The organism is Nocardia sp. BMG51109 (genome assembly GCF_000526215.1).
Lineage (GTDB): Bacteria > Actinomycetota > Actinomycetes > Mycobacteriales > Mycobacteriaceae > Nocardia.
In genome coordinates this window covers 3138841-3156631 of sequence record NZ_JAFQ01000004.1, presented here as the reverse complement: position 1 = coordinate 3156631, position 17791 = coordinate 3138841, and the positions used below count along the sequence as shown (strand labels likewise).

General features: G+C 68.9%; 16 protein-coding genes. 9 read left to right on the top strand and 7 right to left on the bottom strand.

All coding sequences use genetic code 11. From position 1 onward, the window contains the following. Positions 1–53: 53 nt before the first annotated feature. Positions 54–740 (bottom strand): TetR/AcrR family transcriptional regulator, encoded by a 687-nt coding sequence (locus D892_RS0115680; protein WP_304413528.1) that lies wholly within the window; start codon positions 738–740, stop codon positions 54–56. 183 nt (positions 741–923) lie between these two features. On the opposite strand from D892_RS0115680, the gene D892_RS0115675 reads away from it, so the two are divergent. The 5 genes from D892_RS0115675 (at position 924) to atzF (ending at position 9273) form a co-directional block, all read left to right on the top strand. After that, on the top strand, positions 924–2438 hold the full coding sequence (locus D892_RS0115675; protein ID WP_024802147.1) for an amino acid permease: 1515 nt from the start codon (positions 924–926) through the stop codon (positions 2436–2438). A 402-nt stretch (positions 2439–2840) separates the two neighbouring features. Then, a complete protein-coding gene (locus D892_RS0115665) occupies positions 2841–3593 on the top strand; it encodes a DUF1989 domain-containing protein (protein ID WP_024802146.1) in 753 nt (250 codons plus the stop codon). Positions 3594–3876: 283 nt separating this feature from the next. Further along, the gene (locus tag D892_RS0115660) at positions 3877–4506 is read left to right on the top strand and encodes an urea amidolyase associated protein UAAP2 (RefSeq protein WP_036567101.1); all 630 of its coding nucleotides are present in this window, start codon (positions 3877–3879) and stop codon (positions 4504–4506) included. Positions 4507–4883: 377 nt separating this feature from the next. Then, positions 4884–7073, top strand: coding sequence for a 5-oxoprolinase/urea amidolyase family protein (locus D892_RS0115655; protein ID WP_024802144.1), 2190 nt, complete (start codon positions 4884–4886; stop codon positions 7071–7073). 571 nt (positions 7074–7644) lie between these two features. After that, positions 7645–9273, top strand: a complete 1629-nt coding sequence (gene atzF, locus D892_RS0115650; RefSeq protein WP_024802143.1) for an allophanate hydrolase — start codon at positions 7645–7647, stop codon at positions 9271–9273. Between the two features lie 254 nt (positions 9274–9527). Here the strand turns inward: atzF and D892_RS0115645 are convergent, their stop codons facing one another. From D892_RS0115645 to D892_RS0115635, 3 genes are read right to left on the bottom strand one after another with little or no spacing between them, the layout of a single operon-like run. After that, positions 9528–9932 (bottom strand): RidA family protein, encoded by a 405-nt coding sequence (locus D892_RS0115645; protein ID WP_024802142.1) that lies wholly within the window; start codon positions 9930–9932, stop codon positions 9528–9530. A 46-nt stretch (positions 9933–9978) separates the two neighbouring features. Further along, positions 9979–11553 (bottom strand): hypothetical protein, encoded by a 1575-nt coding sequence (locus D892_RS0115640; protein ID WP_024802141.1) that lies wholly within the window; start codon positions 11551–11553, stop codon positions 9979–9981. Next, a complete protein-coding gene (locus D892_RS0115635; RefSeq protein WP_024802140.1) occupies positions 11538–12302 on the bottom strand; it encodes an ABC transporter ATP-binding protein in 765 nt (254 codons plus the stop codon). Before D892_RS0115635 ends, D892_RS0115640 begins: the two co-directional genes overlap by 16 nt. A gap of 129 nt (positions 12303–12431) precedes the next feature. On the opposite strand from D892_RS0115635, the gene D892_RS0115630 reads away from it, so the two are divergent. Then, positions 12432–12638, top strand: a complete 207-nt coding sequence (locus D892_RS0115630; protein ID WP_024802139.1) for a hypothetical protein — start codon at positions 12432–12434, stop codon at positions 12636–12638. Beyond that, positions 12635–13087 carry a PIN domain-containing protein gene (locus D892_RS0115625; protein WP_232236095.1) on the top strand — a complete coding sequence of 151 codons (453 nt, stop codon included), beginning with the start codon at positions 12635–12637 and terminating at the stop codon, positions 13085–13087. The genes D892_RS0115630 and D892_RS0115625 overlap by 4 nt, the downstream gene beginning before the upstream one ends. A gap of 350 nt (positions 13088–13437) precedes the next feature. Here D892_RS0115625 and D892_RS0115620 read toward each other — a convergent pair whose 3' ends face one another. The 3 genes from D892_RS0115620 to D892_RS0115605 all read right to left on the bottom strand — a co-directional run bounded on the left by D892_RS0115620 (position 13438) and on the right by D892_RS0115605 (position 15686). Further along, positions 13438–13869 carry a pyridoxamine 5'-phosphate oxidase family protein gene (locus D892_RS0115620; protein WP_024802137.1) on the bottom strand — a complete coding sequence of 144 codons (432 nt, stop codon included), beginning with the start codon at positions 13867–13869 and terminating at the stop codon, positions 13438–13440. A 154-nt stretch (positions 13870–14023) separates the two neighbouring features. Beyond that, a complete protein-coding gene (locus D892_RS0115610) occupies positions 14024–14581 on the bottom strand; it encodes a hypothetical protein (protein ID WP_024802136.1) in 558 nt (185 codons plus the stop codon). A 10-nt stretch (positions 14582–14591) separates the two neighbouring features. Beyond that, positions 14592–15686, bottom strand: coding sequence for a helix-turn-helix domain-containing protein (locus tag D892_RS0115605; RefSeq protein ID WP_024802135.1), 1095 nt, complete (start codon positions 15684–15686; stop codon positions 14592–14594). Positions 15687–15846: 160 nt separating this feature from the next. On the opposite strand from D892_RS0115605, the gene D892_RS0115600 reads away from it, so the two are divergent. Together D892_RS0115600 and D892_RS0115595 are read left to right on the top strand one after the other, a co-directional pair. Then, entirely contained in the window at positions 15847–17079 is a 1233-nt protein-coding gene (locus tag D892_RS0115600; RefSeq protein ID WP_024802134.1) for a helix-turn-helix domain-containing protein, read from the top strand. Between the two features lie 155 nt (positions 17080–17234). Further along, positions 17235–17546, top strand: a complete 312-nt coding sequence (locus tag D892_RS0115595; protein WP_024802133.1) for a hypothetical protein — start codon at positions 17235–17237, stop codon at positions 17544–17546. Positions 17547–17791 lie beyond the last annotated feature (245 nt).

Here is a 17791-nt window from a genome sequence, read left to right as displayed (position 1 = left end):
ACCCAGTCTACGAGTCGTTTGCCCAGAATTCGCCACGGGGATTCGCGGCGAGGTCAGGAGCCCGCGATGCGCCCCAGCAGGTGTTCGGCCTCCGCCCGGACATCGGCCGGGTCGCCCGACCAGCCGAGCATGTGCAGCACAGCGTCCGGGATCAGCCGCTTCGCGTCCTCGGGGGCGGCGCCCTCGTCGGAGCGGATATTGGTCACGCTCTCGACCAGCCGGAAGGGCAGCACGCGCGCACCGGCCACATGCGCCGCGCCGGTCTCGGCGATCACCTCGTCGGCCAGTTCCTCGTAGTGGCGGCGCAGGTCCTCGCGGCGCAACCGGAATGCGGCGAAGCGCTCGGACCGCAGTTCGGGCAGCAGATACAGCGCACCGAGATTCCAACGGGTGGCGCATAATTGACGCACATCGAACCAGGCCAGCGCGTACAGGCGCACCGCCGCGGAGGTCGGCTCGCCGCGCAGCCGGGCCGCCAATTCCAGTGGACCGGTGACGGTTTCGTCCAGCAGCGCATCGAGGATGTCGTCCTTGGCGGAGAAGTGGTGATAGAGCGATGCCTGCCGGATGCCGACGGCATCGGCGATGCCGCGGGTGGAGGTGCTGGCATAACCCTTGGTAGTGAACAATTCCGCGGCGGCGTCGAGGATCTCGGCGCGCGGGGTATGCCCCTGACGACGGCGCGGCTCGAGGCGCGGGCGGCCGGGTCCGAGTTGCGTCACCACTCCATTCTCACTCATCGCCGATCTCCGACCGTTCGCGTACCGGCGCCGGTGAGGTTTCTGTCATTCGACAGAAATATCGGCAACACAGAAGTTACCCCGCGACCCGGGACCGATACATCGACGTCACCGATGCGCCGAACGGGATTGGAAAACTTTCACTCGATAGATATTGGCCGCGACGCCGAAGGAATCCCGCCCATGGCCACCACACTCGCCCCGTCCGCGCAGTCCGACAGCGCCGACCTCGAACGCTTCGGTTACCGGCCGGTCCTGCACCGCAAGCTCGGCCGGTACGCCTCGTTCGCGGCCGGGTTCTCCTTCGTGTCCATCCTGACCACGATCTTCCAGTTCTTCGGCTTCGGCTACGGATTCGGCGGCGGCGCCTTCTTCTGGACCTGGCCTATCGTGTTCGCCGGGCAGTTCCTGGTGGCGCTGAACTTCGCCGAACTGGCCGCCCGCTATCCGATCTCCGGCTGCATCTATCAGTGGTCGCGGCGGCTGGCCGGGGAGCTCGTGGGCTGGTTCGCCGGCTGGATGATGATCATCGCGCAGATCGTCACGGCCGCGGCGGCCGCGATCGCGCTGCAGGTGGTGCTGCCGTCGATCTGGAGCGGCTTCCAGATCATCGGCACCGAGACCGCCCTGACGTCCCCGTCCGGCGCCATGAACGCCGTCCTGCTGGGCAGCGTGCTGCTGGTGCTGACCACCGTGGTGAACGTGATCGGCATCGAGCTGATGGCGCGGCTGAACACCATCGGCGTCACCGTCGAGATCGTCGGCGTGCTGGCGATCATCGCGCTGTTCTTCGCCCGGGCCGACCGCGGTCCGGGCGTCGTCTTCGACACCACGGCCGCGGCGCCCGGGCCCTACTGGGCCGCGTTCCTCGTGTCCGGGCTGATGGCCGCCTACGTGATGGTCGGATTCGATTCCGCCGGTGAGCTTTCCGAGGAGACCAAGGATCCGCGGCGGGTCGCGCCGCGCACCATTCTCACCGCGCTGTCGGTGTCGGCGCTGGGCGGCGGGCTGATGCTGCTCGGCGCGCTGATGGCCGCGCCCAGCCTCGGCGACGGCGCGCTGGCCTCCGACGGCCTGGCGTACGTGATCTCGGCCAAGCTGGCCACGCCGGCGGGCAAGGTGCTGCTGTGCTGCGTCGCGGTGGCGATCACCGTGTGCACGTTGGCCATTCAGACCGCGGGCTCGCGGCTGATGTTCTCGATGGCCCGCGACGGGAAGCTGCCGTTCGCCCGGCGGCTGGCCGCCGTGCATCCGCGCTTCGGCACCCCGGCGCTGCCGGCCGTCGTGATCGGCGTGCTCGGAATCGCGCTGCTGGTGCTGAATCTCGGGAACGCGGCCATCTTCGCGACCCTCGCCAGCGTCTGCATCGTGACCCTGTACCTGGCCTATCTGCTGGTGACGGTGCCGCTGCTGTTCCGCCGCATCGGCGGGTGGACCCGTTCCGGGCCAAACGGGCTGTTCACCCTGGGCCGCTTCGGAATTCCGGTGAACGCGCTGGCGGTCGCGTGGGGAATCGCCATGGTGGTCAACCTGGCCTGGCCGCGGGCCGAGGTGTACACGCCGGACGGCGGCGGATGGTGGATGCTCTGGGCAGCACCGCTTTTCACCGGCGTGGCGGCGGTGGTGGGGATCGTGGTGCATCAGATCGTGGTGGCCGCTCCCGCCCGGCGCGCGGAGGCCGTCGTGCAGCCCGCCTGAACGTCGCGTTCGGTCACGTCCCCTCGTCAGGAGCCGAAATGATGAATCGTCCCGGTCGTACGGACCTATTCGGGAGCAAGCGGGCCGACGCGCAAGGTCCCGAGCCCGACGCGCAAGGTCCCGAGCCAGCTGCCGAAAGTCCCGCACTCGGCGCGCCGGGGCGGCCGATCGACCGAACCTCCGCTGTCGAGAAATCTGCTGGGCGAATGCGGTTTTCGATGACGGGGCCGCGCTCCGCCGCGCTCGGAAGACCGGAACTGGCCACCTTGCTGGCGGCTGCGGTCGGGCGCTGGTTCGCCCGGCTCCGCGCCGGTCGATGAGTCGAACGCCGGAAACGCAGGCAATCGCCCGACGTGCCGGACACGTGAATCCCAATCCCCTACTACCGATCAGGAGTCAGCGATGACAAGTACCGCATCGACGACCGGTGCGCGGGAGCATGCGCGCGGCCAGGCGGCGGAGGCGTACGTCTCCGGGCCCGAGTTGCCGGACGACGTTCCCGCCGAGCGGATCACCTTCGCCCGGCGGATACCCGGCGGCGGGTACGCGAACGTCGTACTGGGGCGGGGCACTCGGGTCCGGATCGCCGATCCCGGCGGCGCGGCCTGCGCGCACGTACTGCTGACGCGGGCCGAATCACCCTGGGAGCGGCTGAATGTCGCCGATACGGTCAAGGTGCCGTGGCAGGCGTACCTGGGCGTGGGGCACCCGCTGCTCTCGGATCAGGGGCGCGTGCTGGCCACGGTCGTCGCGGACTCGTCGGGGCACCACGACGCGTTGTGCGGGCCGAGCAATGCGGCGCGCCGGGCACTGCGGCTGGCCGGCGCCAAACATGGTCTGACACCGCGGGATATCGGGCCGACCGTCTCGTTCTTCCGCGGCGTGCGGGTCGACCACGACGGCGCGCTGGTGCCGACGGGCGGTGCGGGAGCCGGTGCGGCGGTGGATCTCCTGATCCACCTGCCGGTCACGCTGCTGATCGCCGATGCCGCGCATCCGCTCGATCCGGAGCCGCCGACCGATCTCGACCTCGTCGCCTGGCGAGCGCCCGAAGATCTTGCCCGGCAACACAATACCGAGCCCGAATACCTTCGCGCGGTCGAGAACACCGAACAGGCGTGGCGTGCTGCACGGAACGCCGAGGCGTTGGCATGACGTGCCCGGTGGCCGGGCGCCGGCCCCGCGGCAGTACCGGGCGGCGGTGTCACACCGGCTCCGCGCGAGACCGTAACCCCGGTTCCTGTACCCGTTCCCGTACAGCCGGTGCGGCGGTTCGTGCGGCGTACCCACGATGCCCCGGTAGGCACCACCATCCCGGCGACCGGCCCGCCACCACCGGGTCGCGGGTTCGCCCGCACACCCGGCACTCCGATCCGCATCCGCATCCGCATCCGCATCCGCATCCGCATCCGCATCCGCATCCGCATCCGCAGAAAGGATGGTCCCCGAAGTGACCACGCTCGCACGCACCGTCGTCCTGGACGAGATCGTCGGCGCCTGTTCCCCCTGGTCGGCGGTGGTTCGGGCCGGGGAGCAGCTGGAGATCATCGACCTGCACGGCAATCAGGCCGTGGACTGCCTGCTGTACTCGGCCGCCGACCACGCCGACCGCTACAGCGCGCAGGCCACCATCGCGGCGCAGCGCAACGTCTTCGTCACCACCGGCACCGTGCTGCGCACGGACGCGGGTACGGCGCTGATGACCGTCGTCGCGGACGAGGTCGGCAACCACGACACCGTCGCGGGCGCCTGCTCGCAGGAGTCGAATACGTTGCGCTACGGCCACCACACCCGCCACCAGCACGCCTGCGTGGAGAACTTTCTCGCCGAGGGAATGGCCTGGGGCCTGGACAAGCGGGACCTGGTGCCGAACATCAACTGGTTCATGAACGTCCCCGTCGAGGCCGACGGCACGCTCGGCATCGTCGACGGCCTGTCGGCGTCCGGCAAGAAGGTCACGCTCCGCGCCGAGGTGGACACCCTGGTCCTGGTCTCGAACTGCCCGCAGATCAACAACCCCTGCAACGGATTCGACCCGACGCCCGTCCGCATGGTCGTCACCCGCTGAGGCGATTCCGTGCGTGCGCCTCGCCCAGAGCCCGGACCCGGAACCCGGCCACCGCGGCAAGCTTCGGCGGTCGGACCTCCGTCCCCGCGTGCGCCGGCAGCCGGTCTACTCCAGCCCGCGGCCCGGCCCGCCGCGGTGGTCGGTCCGTCATTCCGACGTGTTCGCCACCGGAGTTCGCATGCGCACATCGGTCCGGTCGTGCACGCGCACGTGGCCGGAACCTGTTCGCACAGTGTGAGTCCCGGTTCGGAGTCGGATTACCCACCGAGACTTCGAGACCCGATTGCCGACCCACCACTGGACCAGGCACCGGGCGGTCCATGACAACCCGCCGGGCACGGAGCGCCGAGCACCGTAATGATCCAGAGAGGCCGAGAATGAACGAAGGCAGCACGACAATCACAACGGCGGAGCATCCCGCGGACGTCGAAACAGGCTTCGGCACAGCGGGACTCGATTCTGGAAAGACCACTGATCACGGGAATGCCATCGGCCGGAACAGGGATTCCACGCAGGTACCGCAGCACGCGACAGCCCGTGAACGCGCGGCCGGGCAGGTGGTCGAAGGCTCGCTCGAGGTGCTGCGGCCCGGGATGCTGACCACCGTGCAGGACTGGCCGGGACGGATCGGGTACTGGCATGTCGGCGTGCCGCCGTCCGGGCCGATGGACGATCTGTCGTTCCGGCTCGGGAATCGGGCGGTCGGGAATGCCGAGGGGGCGGCCGGGCTGGAGTGCACGCTGGCCGGGCCCGCCCTGCGGTTCGGCCGGGCGGCCCGGGTGTGCGTCACGGGTGCACCGGTGGACATCACCGTGGACGGAGTGCCGATGCCGATGTGGCGCACCGTCGACGTTCCGATGGACGGCGTACTGGACGTCGGTGCCGTACACGGCCCCGGGATGCGCTGCTACATTCTGATCGCCGGAGCGATCGAGGTGGGCGAATACCTCGGCAGCACAGCGACATTCACACTGGGCAGATTCGGCGGGCAGACAGGTGACGCACTGCGCGACGGCGATGTGCTCCCGCTCGGCGGCGCACACGGCCCGAGTGCCACGGCGATACCGATGGACGAACAGCCGGTGTTCACGCGCCGCTGGGAACTCGCCGTCACCGAGGGGCCGCACGGGGCGCCGGAGTTCTTCACCCGCACCGACTTCGACACGATCCTCGCAACCGCCTACACGGTGCATTTCAACTCCGATCGGACCGGTGTGCGGTTGATCGGCCCGAAACCGGAGTGGGCCCGCACGGACGGCGGCGAGGCCGGCATACATCCGTCCAACATCCACGACAACGCGTATTCTGTTGGGGCACTGGACTTCACCGGCGACACCCCGATCCTGCTCGGACCGGACGGCCCCAGCCTGGGCGGATTCGTCTGTCCCGTGACCGTCACCGCGGCCGACCGGTGGAAGCTCGGCCAGCTGACGCCGGGTGATGAGGTGCGCTTCGTGCCGGTGCGCGCCGATCGCGCCGCCTCGCCGCGCTCGCTCGGGCCCGCCCGGCGCGCGGGGCTGCCGTGCGTCTTGTCGTCCGGGGGCGACGGCGACGACGGCATACTGGCACGCGGCGAGGCCGACGACACCACCGCCGTCACCTACCGGCGCGCCGGCGACGACGGCGTGCTCGTCGAATACGGTGACATGACACTGGATCTGGGCCTGCGGGCGCGTGTTCACGCACTGCACCAGCATCTGCTGCGACGGTGCGAGCCGGGCATCATCGAACTCACGCCCGGAATCCGGTCGCTCCAGGTGCGCACCGATCCCGACCGACTGCCCCCGGCCACACTGCTGCACCTGCTGGCGGAGGCCGAATCGACGCTGCCGCCGTCCGAGGAACTGGTGGTGCCCAGCCGCACCGTGCGGATGCCGCTGTCCTGGGACGATCCCGCGACCAGGGAGGCCATCACCCGGTATATGCACGGCGTCCGCGCGGATGCGCCCTGGTGTCCGTGGAATATCGAATTCATTCGCCGGGCCAACGGATTACCTTCCGTGCAGGACGTTTTCGACACCGTGTTCGCGGCGGAGTATCTGGTGCTGGGGCTGGGCGATGTGTATCTCGGCGCGCCGGTCGCCACACCGACCGATCCGCGGCATCGCCTGGTGACGACCAAGTACAACCCGGCCCGCACCTGGACCCCGGAGAACGCCGTCGGCATCGGCGGTGCATACCTTTGTGTCTACGGCATGGAGGGGCCGGGCGGCTATCAGTTCGTCGGCCGGACCACGCAGGTGTGGAATCACCGATCCTTCCGGCTCTCCCGCGCCGATACGGTGCACGACCCCGATCACGACGAAAATCCATGGCTCCTGCGGTATTTCGACCGTATTCGCTGGTATCCGGTCGCGGCCGACGAATTGCTGGACATGCGAGCGGACTTCGCAGCGGGCAAGGGTGAGCTGGAGACCGAGGAGGGCGAATTCCGGCTCGCCGCGCACCGGCGTTTCCTCGCCGACAACGCCGCCTCGATCGCCGACTTCCGCACCGGGCAGACCGAAGCCTTTGCCGCGGAACGGCTTTCCTGGAAATCCTCGGGAGAACTCGGAGCGCAGGGGTGAGGGTGGCGTTTCGGCTCCGCCGTCTCGGCGCACCCGGCCGTCACCCGGCACGATCCAGCCTGTCCCCGCCTATTGCCCGAGACGGCTCAGCCCGTCGTCCCGGGATGGCTCAACTGTCGTCCCAGGATGGCTCAACCCGTCCACCCGAGACAGTTTCACCAGTCCACCCGAGACAGCTTCACCCGTCCATCCGGGATAACTCCAGACGTCATCCCGGCGCGTTTCGGCCGGGATCTCGCCGTGGATTCCGGCCAAAAGCATGCCGGAATGACAGGAAAACCGGATGCCGGAACGACAGAGAGACCGAACACAGGAACGACCGGGATCGGGTGCCGGAATGGAGGAGAGATCGGGTGCAGGAGCGGCATGAGGGGGATACGACGGTAGCGGCGGCGAATCAGAATGACACGGAAAGGAATTCCGAAATAGCTCGGCGTGTGGACCGGAAATTCGCGGTGAGTATACCGGTACACCTTCGGGAGGTGGACGGGAATGCGCCCGACGGAATGCGGTAGCGGCATGGTAGGCATTTAGTGGACGAGGCGCCCGAGCGGCAGGGAGATTGCGAATCATGAGCGTGTGGATCCATCGACGGCCGGAGAATGAGGTGGCGGCCGAGATCGCCGCCGCACGGGGGCCGCTGGCGGGGTTGCGACTGGCCGTGAAAGACAATGTGGATGTCGCGGGAATGCCCACCACCGCCGGCTGCCCCGAATTCGCGTATACGCCGGATCGAGATGCCGCGGCGGTGGCGGCGCTGCGGGCGGCGGGTGCGGTCGTGGTCGGCAAGACCAATCTGGATCAATTCGCGACCGGGCTGGTCGGAACGCGCTCCCCGTACGGCGCGGTACCCAATGCGCTGCGGCCCGAATTCGTTTCCGGCGGTTCGAGCTCCGGTTCGGCGGCGGCGGTCGCGCTGGGCGAGGCGGATATCGCGATCGGCACCGACACGGCCGGGTCGGGCCGGGTTCCGGCGGCATTTCACGGGATCGTCGGCATCAAGCCGACCGTCGGGGTCGTCGGCACACGCGGCGTGGTGCCGGCCTGCCGCTCCTACGACTGCGTGACGGTCTTCGCCGCCGACCTGCAACTGGCGGACCGGGCGATGGAGGCGATGGCCGCCGGTGCGCCCGACCGGCCGTGGCCGTCCGCGGTCGCACTGGCCGCGCCGCCGGAACCCGTTGTCGCGGTGTTCGATTCGCTCGCCGGTCTCGACCCGGTGTGGCAGGACGCCTTCGACCGGACGGTCGCGGCGCTGCGGGAGCGCGGCGCGCGGATCGTCACCGTGGACCCGGAGCCGTTTCTCGCGGCGGCCCGGCTGCTGTACGACGGCGCCCTGGTCGCCGAAAGGTACTCGGCCGTAGGCGAATTCGTCGACGCGCACGCCGATTCCGTCGACCCCACCGTCGGCGCGATCATCCGCGGCGCCCGCGACATTCCCGCCCACCGGCTGGTATCGGACCTCGCCGACCTGGAGCGGTTGCGGGCCCGGGCGATGGACAGCCTGCGCGGCGCGCACGCCCTGCTGGCACCCACCGCCCCGATCCACCCGACGATCGCGGAGGTGCGGGCCGATCCGGTCGGGGTGAACTCGAAGGTCGGGACCTACACGAACTTCTGCAATCTGTTCGACCTGTGCGCGGTCGCGGTACCGGCGGGCACCGCGGGTCCCGCGCAGTTCGGTGTCACCGTGTTCGCCCGCGCCTTCGAGGATGCCGTCGCACTGGATATCGCCACGCTTGTTCGCAACGGCGACAAGGGTTTTCCGGACCCCGTCGAGGAAGCCTGGCCGTTGCGCTCGGCGCCGGTGCGGGAACTGGTCGTCTTCGGCGCGCACCTGCGCGGGCAGCCGCTGGAACACCAGCTCACCGGCCTCGGCGCACGCTGGGCCGGCCCCGTGCACACCGCGCCCCGATACCGGCTCGGCGCCCTCGACACCGTCCCGCCCAAGCCCGCGGTAACCAGGTGCGCAGACGGCGAAGCGGGGGTCTCGATCGCGGGCGAACGCTGGCTCCTCTCCCCCGCGGCCCTCGGCGATTTCCTGAGCGCCCTCCCGGCCCCTATGCAGCTCGGCTCGGTCGAACTCGACGACGGCACCTGGACCACAGCCTTCGGCTGCGACCCCGCCGCGGCCGCCACCGCGAAGGACATCAGCGACTACGGCGGCTGGAAGCCCGCCCTCGCCGCCGGGGCCGTCTGAGGGCATTACACGCCCGGTGTCACGGCACCGGGCCCGCACGACGCACGCGCGGGCCAACCCCCGCACCGTCGCCGCAGCACAATCGAATTCGCAGCAGCATGCGGAAACTGGATCACTACGTCACCACGGCCTGCCTCTGTGCCCGCCGAACGGTGACACGGTCACGACGACGACCACCGTTTGTGCAGACCTCGTTGAATCGCCGAGACGGCCGCGCAGTGCGGGCGAAATCGCGCACCGGCGCCCGCTCCCGATCAGGCGGGCGGGATCGCCGCCACCGCCTCGATTTCCACGACGGCGCCGGGAACGGCGAAGCCGGATACCTGCACCACCGTGATGGCGGGTGGGTTCGGGCGCTCGCCCCAGATCTCGAGGAAGGCCGCGAAGCCGTCCTGGAGGGACTCACCCTCCTTGGCCAGGATCGTCCACTTCACCACGTGTCCCAGATCGGCGCCGGCGGACACCAGGCAGGTCTGTAGATTCGTCAGTGCCTGGGGCACTTGGCTTTTCACGTCGGGACCGACCACCCGGCCGGTGGCATCGACCCCGTTCTGCCCGCCGACATACACCGTGTCGTAGCCTGCGGGCACCCGGACCGCCTGCGTGAAGGCGGAACTGCTGTGCATGGTCGCGGGGTTGATGTATCGAACGCTCGTCATGGCGGCAGCGTAACCGGGCGCACCGACAACCCGGTCGATCAGCGGTTTACTTCGGTTCGATCTCGGCGAGCAGTTCGGGCCCGTGCGTATCCAGTCGCTTCTCCGCGACCCGCGCCCCCAGGACGGCGGCACCGCATCCCAGCGCCACCCCGATCGGCAGGGCACACCACTGGACGAGCCAACTGTCCAGGGCGACACCGATTCCCAGGATGGCGACGACCGGGAGGTTCACCACCAACTGCCCGAAGCCGACCGAGAGCTGTACCAGCGCCCGGGCGCAGCCGGGACTGCCGCCGCCTCCGGCGAAGGGATTGCCGCTCTGCGGCGGCAGCGGGTAGGCGGCGTACACCGACAGGAACAACGCCGTGCTCACGCCGACGCCGACGAATACGGGCAGGGTCGACACCGCCCACGGGTAGAACTCGGCGTGGCCGAACGCCCCCGGCAGGATCAGGGTGACCAGCACGGCGGGCGGCACGACCATGACCACCCAGGCGATCGCTCGCCCGCGCACATCGGCCCGGTTCGCTCCGGGGATCACCAGCGTGTGCCACAGCGCCGTGCCGTCGAACGCGTACATGTTCGCGCTGGCCATCGCGACCATCCACACCACGAAGGTCCCCACGAACGGGATCGGCGAGCCCGCGCCCTGCAGGGACAGGATCACCGGCAGCACGATGCCGATCGCCAGCAGCGGCAGCAGCGCCGCCCGCCGGCGCCCGTCGCGCCACCAGGTGCGCAGCTCCTTGATCACCACGGCGCCAACGGGATTCGCCGGAAACACCCGATCCAGCAGCCCGCCGCCCTGTGCCCGGACCGGTCCCGCGGGCGCGGCCGTCGTGGTGAGGCGGCGCCGCAACAGCACCGCCCACGCCTGCCACAGCGCCATCGACAGCAGCGCAAGACCCAGCAGGCACAGCACCGACAGCCACCACTGCCCGCGCGCGGCCGTCTCGACGGCGTACGGCGCCCACCCCGACGGGGATATCCGCAGGGCGAGCCGCACCGGATTCGAGGCATGTTCCAGCTTCGGGCCCACGGACGTCACCAGCAGTTGCATCGGGTAGTAGGCCAGGCCCGCCAAGGCGGCCACCAGCACGCCCAGATCGCGACCGCGCCGCGACCGCATGGCCGCGCCGATCCAGGCCAGCAGCACCCGCGACAGCAGCACCACGAAGACCAGGTGCAGCACGGCGCCGACCGCCGCGACGAGCGCCGGCACGACACCCAGCTGGGCCGCCAACAGCACCAGCCCGCCGAACGCGATCAGGTTCACCGCGGCCGCCGGCCCGGTGAAGGCCACGGCCAGCAGGCCGACCGCCAGTCGGCGATAGCTGATCGGCAGGAGCCGGAAATGCTCCGGCTGCAACGTCTCGTCGCTGCTGCCCGCGAGAATCGGCCCGCACAGCCAGCCCAGTGTCCACACCGCATACAGCGCCGCGGCGGCATTGACCGCCGCCCGGATGTCCCAGTCGTGCCCGGCCACGGCCATCAGCGCCGCGGTGACCACGCCCGCGGCAAGCCCGAGCAGGAGCCCGACCCAGAACCCGATCGCGGCCTGACCGGTGCTGAGCGAGCGTGCGGTGAGCCGCCACCGCATCCGGATCAGGACGCCAACCACGACAGTCCCTCGTCGCCGCCGACCCGGCCGCCCACCAGCCGCACGAACGCCTCCTCCAGGGAGCCGTCACCGCGCACCTCGGCCACGGTGCCCGCGCTCACCACCTGCCCGCGGTGGATCACCGCGAGACGATCGCAGAGGTTTTCCACCAGCGCCATCACATGACTCGACAGCACCACCGAACCACCGGCGTCGACGAATCGGCGCAGGATGGTGCGGATCGTCCCGGCCGACACCGGATCGACGGCCTCGAACGGCTCGTCGAGAACGAGCAGTTTCGGCGCGTGCAGCAGCGCTGTCGCCAGGCCGATCTTCTTGCGCATACCGGCGGAGTAGTCGACGACCAAGGTGTTCTCGGCGCCGGTGAGTTCGAGGACGGCGAGCAGTTCCTGCGCCCGCTCGGCCACGGTGCCCGCGGCCATGCCGCGCAAAAGGCCGGTGTAGGTGAGCAATTCGCGACCGGTCAGCCGCTCCGGCAGCGCCAGCCCGTCCGGCAGCACCCCGACGATCGCCTTGGCCCGCACCGGATCCGCCCACACGTCGGACCCGAAGATGTGCGACTGTCCGGCATCGGGCCGCAGCAGGCCCACCGCCATCGACAACGTCGTGGTCTTCCCGGCCCCGTTCGGCCCCACCAGCCCGAAGAACGAACCGGGCGGCACTGTGAGACTCACCCCGTCCACCACCCAGGGCCCGCCGAACCTCTTGTACAACCCGGCCAGCTGAAGCGCCGGTGCATCCGGCAGCATGAATCCCCTCCTCCGGTGGACGCGACCTCAGGATGGAAATCGTCGCACCGGCCCATTACGCAACCGCGACATCCCGATTCGCAAAGTATATACTAGTTGTCGACAGGATATATATCCCGAAGGGCCGCGGTGACGAAACGACTGATCGACATAGACGACGAGCTGCTGGAGGCGGCCCAGCGCGAACTCGGCACCTCCGGGGTCTCGGACACCGTCCGCACGGCGCTCCGCTCGGCGGCGGCCGCCGCGGCCCGCGCCCGCCAGATCGAATGGCTGACCGACGGCGGCATGGAGTCGCTGGCGGAGCCCGAGCAGCGGGCCGACGTGTGGCGGTGACATCACGGTTCCTCATCGACACCAGCGCGGCGGCTCGCATGCGCCACCCCGGCGTCGCGCGGGTGCTCGCACCCATGATGCAGTCGGGCACGGTGGCGACCTGCGCGACGCTCGACGCCGAAGCGCTCTTCAGCGCGCGCGGCCCGGCGGAATACGAGCGGATCCGGTCCGACCGACGAGTCGCCTACGAGTACCTGCCCACCGACGACGACCACTGGCGGCGCGCCTTCTCGGTGCAGCGCGTCCTGGCGGGAAGCGGACGGCATCGGGAGGTCGGCATCGCGGACCTGCTGACAGCCGTTCTCGCCGTGGAACATCGGCTTCTGCTGGTGCACTACGATGCCGACTTCGACACCGTGGCCACGGTCGTCGACCTGAATCACCGCTGGGTCGCACCGCGCGGCAGCCTGGAAGCGGTGACGTCGCCGGGCGGAGCGGAACGGCCGTGACGTGAGGGCTGCCGACCCCGCAAGCACACGGCATTGCCGATCCGGAGGCAGCCGTGGGTAGCCCCGAATCCGGAATTCGCTGCCGGAGAACCGCTTCCGGATAGGACGAACGGCCTGGCACCTTGGAGTCGTCGCCGGCTCCGGCGGTCACCGCGCCGAAACTGCTATTGCGCGCCGGTGATCAGCCGGTCGGCATCCATCTCGCGCCGCCCCGGATGTCGACGACGTCATCGAGATTCCCGGAAACCACTTCGCGCCGATCGAACAGCAGGCGAGTACGGCCGCGGCGGCGGTCGAGTCCTGGCCGACGCGCCGAGGCCGATCCCGGTTCCGCAGGCCCCGAACGGCTTTCAGAGATCGCCCGAGTAGTCCTGGGTGATCCAGCGGTCGGGACGGATGGTGAACAGCACGGACTCGGAGCCCTCCATGCTGTCGGCGAAGGCGCGGCCACCCTCCGGGCCGAGGTAGCGGACGGCGATCTCCTCCCGCGCTCCCCGCGGGGCGGGGATCGCGGTGTCGACGACGGTGCCCTCGACGATGACGTACTGGTACGGCAGCTCTTCCCGCTGCACGACCAGGGTCACCGCGCCGGCCTCCCGGACCAACCGGGCCTTGCGGCTGTTGGCACCGGTGTTGATCCGGATGCTGCCGCCGGGGGTGTAGTCGTACCAGATCGGGACGGTTGCGGGCGGGCGACCGTCGCTCGTCGCGACCGACAGCACGGCAATGTGCTTGTCCGCGAGGAACTCCTGACGCTCGGCCTCCGTGAAAGGTTTCGGCATGCGCCGTGCAGCACGGCGACCGGCGGCCTTATTCCCGCCACACCGCCGACACACCCAACGACTCCGGCTGCCGCACCACGGCGATGATCGACCAGTTGCGGCGGGTTGCCAGCCCGAACCGCATCCGCCCGATCAACCGCTAGCGCACCGCTGTTCATCCAGGTGAGGCAGCGAGTCGGCTGGCGTGCGGCATGTACCCGACTTCGTAGGCCCATCCGACGAGACTCGCGCCGGACTTCACTGGCAGCCACATCTCTGTCGCAAGGAGGTCGTCGACGATCCGCTCCGCCCCGCCACGATCGACGTCATCGAGGACGTGGAGCGCCTCGATGATGATCCACATCGAATCCCGCGCCTGGACCGTGTACTCGTCGGCCTGGCTGATCGCCTCGCGTTCGTCGAGGATCGCGGTGCACCCGTGTGCGTGCGCGTAGGCGATCACCGCGGCTTCACCGGCATGCTCGGCGGGTGTCTCCGCTCCCAGGTCGGACTGGATCGCCAGTTGCACCGCTCCCTCGTCGGAATCGAGGACGACGAGTTTGACCCATTCGCACTCGGCTATCGCCGGAATCCCGGAGTACTTCTCACGCGCCACCTCAACCTCCGCGTTCACCGCGTCCGGGATCAGAATCACCTGCCCGCCAGGGGAGAGCCTTCGCAGTATCTCGCCGTGACCTGCGCGGTGCCAATGGGTGAACACGCTCGTGTCCATAACCCAAGGGTCAAGCATCTCCGTCGATCACCTCGAAGGGTGAGTTGTCGCGTGTGCGTAGCTCGGCGTCACTGATCGATCCGCGCAGCATCTGTAAGGTCCGCTTACGCGTGAGCTTGGCAGCTTCGTACCCTCGGACCACCGCTGCGGCCAGTTGCGGGGACAGCCGGGGGGCAACCAGGTCATCGGCGCGGAACGGAACTCCTACTGCGGCGAAGTCACTGGTGACGGGAACGTCCCGTGCGAGCGCGACGCGGTCGTACTCGTCTATCAGCCCGATGTTTTTGAGCTGGTTGACCGTCGCGGTCCATGACACCCGATAGGTGCCGGCGATGCGGATGGCGCGACGGCGCGGGCTGTCATGCGGGTAGTCACTCCACAGCTTCCCCGCCCCCGCGCGGGGGATCAGGAAGTGGATCGCGACCGACTTGACCATGGTTTCGGAGTCTGAGCTGTGCGCATCATAGGCGTCGCCTATCAACCAGTGCGCCAGCTCATGGGCGACGGTGACCCGCTTGCGGCCTCGCGGCTGCTCAGCGTTGATCACTGCGGCGGCCACTGCCGTGTCGCCGTCCCCGTCGACAATGACGCATGCGCCGTCCGCCGACTCGCCGTAGTCACCCACGAACACGTACATTCCGAGCTTCTCGCAGACGGACAGGACGTCGATGATGGGCTCGCCGTCCAGCCCGATCCGCTTGCGCGTCTCCTGCGCGATCCGCTCAGCGTCCTCATGACAGCCGGGCACCGCCGACTCTGGTCGCGGCACCGCAGAGATCAGCCCTTTACGCATCAGCGATCGCATATCGTCGGCCAGCAACTCGATCGCCTCGTCCACGCGCGCGGTGACCCCGGGATCGAACCCTGCGTCGGTGCGGCGGCTGATCGCCGCAGGTACTTCATCCATCACGAACCACTGCAGAGGCTTGTCGAGCTTCTCGGCGATCGCGAACATCTCGGTAGCCGAGACGCGTCGAGTTCCCGACTCCATTTTGCTGATCGTCGTGTGGTCGACCTGGTCCAACGCTGCGGCCAGCTGCCCCTGTGACATGCCGGCGGCGACTCGAGCCTCCGCGATCCGCCTACCAAGCGCCTTCGCGTCCATATTTGCGATTTTGGCACATCCGGAAACGGGACGTGGGGCGACTCTGCACATGCGGCTCCACGAGCTGTAGCGACGGCTCGTTCCGGCTCCCCGAACAACCGTAAGATCCGCAGTCCACGAAGCCCTGCACAAGGCAACCCGTGGTCGTAGCGTGGGATCTATGGGTGTGGGAAACGAAGGTGGGGTCACCCCGCCGAACGATCTCGGACGGAGGTTGCGGGAAATCCGGGCGTGGCGCGGACAATCCCTCCAAGTGACCGCTGATCTCGCGGGCATCTCCTTCGGATACCTCGGCAAGCTGGAACGAGGAGACAAGCACGTCGACAGCCGCCGATTGCTCGAGGATCTCGCCACCGCGCTACGAGTAGCACCACAGGAATTGACCGGTAGGCCCTTTCCACCTACCGACCCACTCACCAACGAAGCACACGCGGCGATCACCGGAGTCGAGGCCGCCTTGGAGACCTACGATCTCGGCGAAGACCCCGGCGTTGCTGTTCGGCCCTGGCCCGACGTGGCTGAAGCGGTCAGCACCCTCACCGAGCAGTTGCGGGAGAACGCCGACTACGCCGCGATGGGTCATGTCCTGCCCGGCCTGCTCGGGGAACTGCACGCCCACTATGCGCGAGACCCTGAACGCCGCCGGGACGTGCTGGTGGCCTTGATCTACGCGTACCGGGCCGCCGCGTCGGTCTGCAAGAACCTCGGCGTCCGCGGACTGCCGATGATGGCCGTGCGCGCGGCCCACGACTGCGCGCAAGAGCTGAACGAACCCGAATGGCTCGGATACGCCGCCTACCTGCGCGGCATCATGGGCGGACCCGGGGCCCGGCAACGTCAATACGATCTGGCGGTGCGGGCGGTCGACGATCTGACAGCGACGCCGGGACCGAACGCGATTCAGGTTGCCGGCACCTTGCACTTCATCGCGGCGTTGGCGTGTGCCGTCCAGGGGGACACGGTACGCACCTATGACCACCTCGCCGAAGCCGATGACTTGGCGCAGCGGTTGCCCGAGCACCACGAGAACTTCGCTGGGCTGTACTTCGGGCCGGATAACGTGCAGCTGTGGCGGGTGTCGCTGGCTACCGAACTCGGCGAGGGCAGCAAGGTGGCCGAACTCGCTCACGGTGCGCACCCCGACACGATCCCGCTGCGTGCCTGGCAAGCCAGCTTTCACGGCGATCTCGGCCGGGCACTGGCCACCGACCGGGCGACACGAGTCCACAGCGTCCAATCCCTCGTGACCGCCGAACAGCTGGCACCGCAGTACGTTCGCAACAACGTCTTGATCCGCGAAACCGTAACCGATCTGCTACCCACGGCCTCCCGCGACCACACCGGACGAGAACTGCGCGGGCTGGCTCACCGTATGGGAATGGCCCCGCGCTAACCGATTTCGGCTGTTGTCCTCACGGGACAAGAATTCCGCTCTCCCGCGCTTAGCGTTCGAGTGGCCCCGCCGCCGGGGTCCTGGCAACAACTCCCGATCCGACTCCCCGGCGGTGGGTGCCCTACAACCAACCGGCGCGGGAAAGGCAACGGGCTATGCGGGCACATCCGACAGCGTTTGCTTGGGTCGATCCGAACACCAGTCCGTGGGGGGAATGGGAGAACGCCAGAATCCGCCGGCTCGCGCGGCGGCTCGGCTATGCCCTGTACTGGCCCGACCCGTCCGCGCTGCCGCTGGTCGACCAGGTGCGCGCCGCTGATGTCGACGCTGTGATCGTGCCGTCACCCGGTCATCTGAACGCGATCCAGTTGCAGGCGCTCATGTGCATCGTGGACGTTGAAACCGCTACTCCGCGACTGAGTTTCGCGCGCTGGGCGACTTTCCCCTACCAGGTGGGCCGGGCATGAGCACCGCCACAGCCTGGTCGGTACTCATGGCGCTCGTGGTGATCTTCGGCGGCCTGGTCGGGGTGCTGCTGCGCAACGAGCCGGACGAGGAGGCCGAAGGTAACAGCGAGGAATCGATACAGGCCCTCGAGTTCGTGGCGTACACGCACGCTGCGCCGGGGCGGCCGTTCACAATACGGCAGGGTAGGGTCGATCACGGGCGCGGTAATTGCGTTGCCGCAGTTCCGTTTCCCGTGACCGCCCTC

Bases quoted from the DNA above. Each gene is read 5' to 3' on its own strand.
- D892_RS0115680 (WP_304413528.1), bottom strand. From the start codon at position 740: ATGAGTGAGAATGGAGTGGTGACGCAACTCGGACCCGGCCGCCCGCGC.
- D892_RS0115675 (WP_024802147.1), top strand. From the start codon at position 924: ATGGCCACCACACTCGCCCCGTCCGCGCAGTCCGACAGCGCCGACCTC.
- D892_RS0115665 (WP_024802146.1), top strand. From the start codon at position 2,841: ATGACAAGTACCGCATCGACGACCGGTGCGCGGGAGCATGCGCGCGGC.
- D892_RS0115660 (WP_036567101.1), top strand. From the start codon at position 3,877: ATGGTCCCCGAAGTGACCACGCTCGCACGCACCGTCGTCCTGGACGAG.
- D892_RS0115655 (WP_024802144.1), top strand. From the start codon at position 4,884: ATGAACGAAGGCAGCACGACAATCACAACGGCGGAGCATCCCGCGGAC.
- atzF (WP_024802143.1), top strand. From the start codon at position 7,645: ATGAGCGTGTGGATCCATCGACGGCCGGAGAATGAGGTGGCGGCCGAG.
- D892_RS0115645 (WP_024802142.1), bottom strand. From the start codon at position 9,932: ATGACGAGCGTTCGATACATCAACCCCGCGACCATGCACAGCAGTTCC.
- D892_RS0115635 (WP_024802140.1), bottom strand. From the start codon at position 12,302: ATGCTGCCGGATGCACCGGCGCTTCAGCTGGCCGGGTTGTACAAGAGG.
- D892_RS0115620 (WP_024802137.1), bottom strand. From the start codon at position 13,869: ATGCCGAAACCTTTCACGGAGGCCGAGCGTCAGGAGTTCCTCGCGGAC.
- D892_RS0115610 (WP_024802136.1), bottom strand. From the start codon at position 14,581: ATGGACACGAGCGTGTTCACCCATTGGCACCGCGCAGGTCACGGCGAG.
- D892_RS0115605 (WP_024802135.1), bottom strand. From the start codon at position 15,686: ATGGACGCGAAGGCGCTTGGTAGGCGGATCGCGGAGGCTCGAGTCGCC.
- D892_RS0115600 (WP_024802134.1), top strand. From the start codon at position 15,847: ATGGGTGTGGGAAACGAAGGTGGGGTCACCCCGCCGAACGATCTCGGA.
- D892_RS0115595 (WP_024802133.1), top strand. From the start codon at position 17,235: ATGCGGGCACATCCGACAGCGTTTGCTTGGGTCGATCCGAACACCAGT.